6 protein-coding genes and 1 pseudogene are annotated in these 4,807 nt (G+C 42.0%); 5 read left to right on the top strand and 2 right to left on the bottom strand.

Annotated elements, in window-relative coordinates:
* Positions 1–103: 103 nt before the first annotated feature.
* The 5 genes from EWV68_RS10375 to ureC all read left to right on the top strand — a co-directional run bounded on the left by EWV68_RS10375 (position 104) and on the right by ureC (position 3,935).
* Complete coding sequence (locus EWV68_RS10375) at positions 104–391, top strand: hypothetical protein (protein WP_239698060.1); 288 nt, start codon at positions 104–106, stop codon at positions 389–391.
* A gap of 182 nt (positions 392–573) precedes the next feature.
* A complete protein-coding gene (locus EWV68_RS21865; RefSeq protein WP_204377829.1) occupies positions 574–735 on the top strand; it encodes an element excision factor XisH family protein in 162 nt (53 codons plus the stop codon).
* Complete coding sequence (locus EWV68_RS10370) at positions 728–1,069, top strand: XisI protein (protein ID WP_287169726.1); 342 nt, start codon at positions 728–730, stop codon at positions 1,067–1,069. Before EWV68_RS21865 ends, EWV68_RS10370 begins: the two co-directional genes overlap by 8 nt.
* A gap of 178 nt (positions 1,070–1,247) precedes the next feature.
* Positions 1,248–2,144 carry a polyphosphate kinase 2 family protein gene (locus EWV68_RS10365; protein WP_061431509.1) on the top strand — a complete coding sequence of 299 codons (897 nt, stop codon included), beginning with the start codon at positions 1,248–1,250 and terminating at the stop codon, positions 2,142–2,144.
* Between the two features lie 81 nt (positions 2,145–2,225).
* Positions 2,226–3,935 carry an urease subunit alpha gene (gene ureC / locus EWV68_RS10360; protein ID WP_002735350.1) on the top strand — a complete coding sequence of 570 codons (1,710 nt, stop codon included), beginning with the start codon at positions 2,226–2,228 and terminating at the stop codon, positions 3,933–3,935.
* 52 nt (positions 3,936–3,987) lie between these two features.
* Here ureC and EWV68_RS10355 read toward each other — a convergent pair.
* Together EWV68_RS10355 and EWV68_RS10350 are read right to left on the bottom strand one after the other, a co-directional pair.
* Positions 3,988–4,311: pseudogene (locus tag EWV68_RS10355) on the bottom strand (polyhedral envelope domain-containing protein); the annotation flags it as partial.
* A 365-nt stretch (positions 4,312–4,676) separates the two neighbouring features.
* Positions 4,677–4,763, bottom strand: coding sequence for a hypothetical protein (locus tag EWV68_RS10350; protein WP_287169728.1), 87 nt, complete (start codon positions 4,761–4,763; stop codon positions 4,677–4,679).
* Positions 4,764–4,807: the final 44 nt, after the last annotated feature.

Raw genomic sequence — 4,807 nt, 5'->3', positions numbered from 1 at the left:
TAGGTGGGTGGAATTAAATATAAAATGAACGTAGGTTGGGTTGAAGCATGAAACCCAACGCCCGCATGGGTTACGCTACCGCTAACCCATCCTACAAATAATTGTGCCTACCTACTTAAGTTTATCTACAAAACTTAAGGATGCGGAATATTTTTATAATGTGTATTATAGCGATGAGAATGAAGAAGTAATCGATCAATTGTCATCTGAGCAATATTGGAAACAAGCACAACGTCCATTGAGTACAGCCCTTTCCCTTATTCAACAAGGAACCGAATTTCGGTTCTTCGGTTTGTCTTATGCAATGGACGGGGTTATAAGGGATGAAACCCTTATAGAAACAGACATTACTGCGATTTTTGTCAATTGTTTGCGATCTGGAGCGAACTAATCAATTAAATCTCTTGCCAGATAAAGATTTAGTCGATTTATGCCACCCTATCGAACCATACCAAGTAACGAAGAACCATTGTAATAAATATCTTGTATGTAAGTACCTAAGCAAAATTAATTACACACATCTAACCACCTCTTGCCTCTTGCCTCTTGCCTTTTGCCTTTCTTCACTAGGAAATTAATTTTGCACGACTACTTATTAATTTCTTTATTTTTTTAATCGGACAAGAAATCTACGAAAAGTTTTTCGCTCAAGCTGCCATACAAATAATCTTGCAAAAGTATCAAATTTTATTGTTAATTGTTGACACTAATCAGGAGGAATCGTCCAATGGATAAACTAAATTATTATCAAAGCATAATCAAGAAAATTCTCACAAAATATGCAGAAATTTTCTCACAAGTACCCGATCAAGACATAGAAGAAATATTGATGTTTGACCATAATAGAAGCCAATATCTTTGGTTTAATATTGGCTGGGAAAATGGCAAATTAATTAAAGCGATTTCCGTTTATCTTCGTCCAAAAAATGACAAAATTTATATTGAAGAAGATTGGACAGAAGCAGGTATCGCCACGGAATTAATGCGCGTAGGAATTCCCAGTAGTGAAATAGTTTTAGCTTTTCAACCTCCCGAAGTGCGTCAGTTTACCGAATTTGCGATCACCTAAAAATTATTCTTTACTTTCTCGTCAGATGAGGAGTCGCTAAAATCGAGTATTTAAATATACTTGTTTCTAGGTCATTTCTGCCAGTTCATCCTTGACTCGCCGGTTCAAGAGTTAGATATTTTCCGAGCAAAAGTGCTACAATGTAATCTTAGGGGTCAAAACAATCAAGGAGAAGAGCATGGTCAGCAAAATTGATCGCCAAGCATTTTTACAATCCTTAATCGTGCCACCGGGTAAAGAAATTTCTCTGCACAAAGACTACGATCCTGGGTTTAAGCCCGACTATATCACCAAAGAAGATGCCACGCTGCTGCTGCAACAGGGGATCGAAAAAATGGCCGAGTTTCAAGATAAACTCTATGCCCAGGATACCTATGCCTTGTTAATTAATCTACAAGCCATGGATGCGGCGGGTAAAGATGGTACGATCAGACACGTTATGTCGGGCTTAAATCCCCAAGGCTGTCAGGTATTTAGCTTTAAAGTTCCCTCGGCCGAAGAACTAGATCACGATTATCTCTGGCGATATTATAAAGCCTTACCGGAGCGGGGTCGTATCGGTATTTTTAATCGTTCTTACTACGAAGAATTATTAGTCGTGCGCGTCCATCAAAATTTATTGGAACGGCAAAAACTTCCCCCGGAAGACAGAACCAAGAAAGTTTGGCATCGACGTTTTGAGGAGATTAATAATTTTGAAAAATATCTGGTTAACAATGGGGTTATTGTCCTGAAATTCTTTCTCAATGTTTCTAAAGAAGAACAGAAAAAACGATTTTTAGAAAGAATTGATCGCCCCGAAAAAAACTGGAAGTTTTCCGAAAGTGATGTCAAAGAAAGAGCTTTTTGGGGTGATTACATGAAAGCCTACGAGGAGGTATTCAATCATACCAGTACCGAATGGGCCCCCTGGTATATTATCCCGGCTGATCGCAAATGGTTTACCCGTTTAGCTGTGGGGGCGGTTATTTATCACACCCTGGAATCCCTTGGTTTAAAATATCCCACCGTTACCGAAGAACATCACCAAGCTTTACTGAAAGCCAAAGAAATCCTCGAAAACGAGCCAGATTAAAAATGGAAGAAAATCCCCAAAAAGCGATAATTGCCGGAAAATCGATCGTATAATCGATCTCGATTTTCAAGAATTCCCCCTATGAATTATCGCATCGATCGCCGCACCTATGCAGAAACCTACGGCCCCACCGTCGGAGATAAAGTTCGCCTGGCAGACACGGAATTATTTATCGAAGTCGAAAAAGATTTCACCACCTACGGCGATGAGGTAAAATTCGGCGGCGGTAAAGTAATTCGCGATGGTATGGGCCAATCCCCCATTTCTAGGGAAGATGGGGCGGTAGATTTGGTGATTACTAATGCCTTAATTCTCGACTGGTGGGGCATCGTTAAGGCCGATGTGGGCATTAAAGACGGCAAAATTTATAAAATCGGTAAAGCGGGCAATCCCCACATTCAAGATAATGTCGATATTATTATCGGTCCTGCTACCGAGGCATTAGCCGGGGAAGGGATGATTTTGACAGCAGGGGGGATTGATGCCCATATTCATTTTATCTGTCCCCAACAAATTGAGACAGCGATTGCGTCGGGGATTACCACGATGATTGGTGGCGGGACCGGACCTGCAACGGGAACTAATGCCACCACCTGCACCCCGGGAGAATGGAACATCTATCGAATGCTAGAGGCGGCCGAAGCTTTCCCGATGAATTTGGGTTTTTTGGGTAAAGGCAATAGCAGTCAGCCGGAAGGACTAGCGGAACAGGTAAAAGCGGGGGTAATTGGCTTAAAACTCCATGAAGATTGGGGAACCACTCCGGCAGCCATTGATACCTGTTTAAGCGTGGCCGATAAGTACGATGTGCAGGTGGCGATTCATACCGATACTCTCAATGAGGCCGGTTTTGTTGAGGCCACTATCGCCGCTTTTAAAAATCGCGTCATTCACACCTACCACACGGAAGGGGCCGGCGGTGGTCATGCTCCCGATATTATCAGGGTTTGCGGGGAAATGAACGTTTTACCCTCCTCTACTAATCCCACCCGTCCCTATACGACGAATACCTTAGAGGAACACCTCGATATGTTGATGGTTTGTCATCATCTAGACCGGAGTATTCCCGAAGATGTGGCCTTTGCCGAATCTCGCATCCGCCGCGAAACTATTGCCGCCGAGGATATTCTCCACGATTTAGGGGCTTTTAGCATCATTTCCTCCGATTCTCAAGCTATGGGACGGGTGGGAGAAGTAATTATCCGCACTTGGCAAACTGCCCACAAAATGCGGGTACAACGAGGCAGACTGACCGGGGAAACGGGAGAGAATGATAATCTGCGGGCAAGACGATATATTGCTAAATATACGATTAATCCTGCTATTACCCATGGTGTCTCCGATTATGTCGGTTCCATCGAGGTGGGCAAATTAGCCGATTTGGTTCTCTGGAAACCGGCATTTTTTGGCGTAAAACCGGAAATTGTCCTGAAAGGCGGTTTAATCGCCTGGGCGCAAATGGGCGATGCTAATGCCAGTATTCCCACACCCCAACCGGTTTATATGCGTCCCATGTTTGCCTCTTTTGGTGGTGCGATCGCCAAAACTTCCTTGACATTTGTTTCTAAATATGCTATGAAAGCGGGCATTCCTGAGAAGTTAAAGCTGAAAAAAACCGCCGTGGCCGTGTCGAATACGCGCAATATCAGTAAGGCTAGTATGAAGCTTAATGACGCTTTACCGCGCATGGAAGTTAATCCCGAAACCTACGAGGTGCGTGCTGACGGCGAATTATTAATCTGTGAACCGGCTACGGTTTTACCCATGGCCCAGCGCTATTTCTTATTTTGAATTCGATTTCAGGAAACGGGTTTTTTGAAAAAATCCGTTTTCTTTTCTTTATAGGAAAATTTGGGAAAAATAACTTAACCAATCCTGCCATTAGTGCAGTAACAATAGCAACAAAGATGGTTCGATTAGTAAATTCCAAGTTATCTAGGCGTTTATTCACGCCTGTTAATTCTCCTTTAATATTTGCTATGTCAACTCTTAAGTTATTCACTTCTTCAGATAGCTTGTCTATTTTGCTATTAAGTTGTTCAGATAATCTGTCTATTTTGCCATTAAGTTGTTCAGATGATTTGTCTATTTTGTCATTAACTTCTTTGAATTGTCCTACAATAAAGTCTTTTAATTCTTTGAGGTCGTTTTCTGTAAATGTTGCCATTGTGTGACTCTCCTAGTAATTGTTTGTGATAAGTAGTCGTGCAAAATTAATTTCCCAGTCGAGACAGGAGACAGGAGACAGGAGACGGGAGACGGGAGACGGGATCAGATTTGAGTTTTTAGTTCACTGTTTACTGATCACAGCAAAAAGCTGACGGAGTAACTGCTGACGGTTTGGATGTGTAATTAATTTTGCTTAGGTAAGTAGGTGGGTGGAATTAAATATAAAATAAACGTAGGTTGGGTTGAAGCATGAAACCCAACGCCCGCATGGGTTACGCTACCGCTAACCCATCCTACAAATAATTGTGCCTACCTACTTACTTACCAATAATTTTACTACTAAGTTTAACTCCTAACCCTTAATCAGTCAAATTGCATCGAAGTTGCATCACCAGAAGGAATAAAACTGGCCCAATAAAAAGGATGTTTTTGCTTCTCACCCTTGAGCATTCCTAGTTGAATTTGTCGTAAAGCTTCACTGCGTCCTTCTCCTT

Origin of the sequence: Microcystis sp. M_QC_C_20170808_M9Col, from assembly GCF_007095495.1 — a bacterium.
In the GTDB taxonomy this organism is placed as follows: domain Bacteria; phylum Cyanobacteriota; class Cyanobacteriia; order Cyanobacteriales; family Microcystaceae; genus Microcystis; species Microcystis aeruginosa.
Note: the sequence above shows the minus strand (reverse complement) of the source record. Positions and strands in the feature narration are given on the sequence as shown.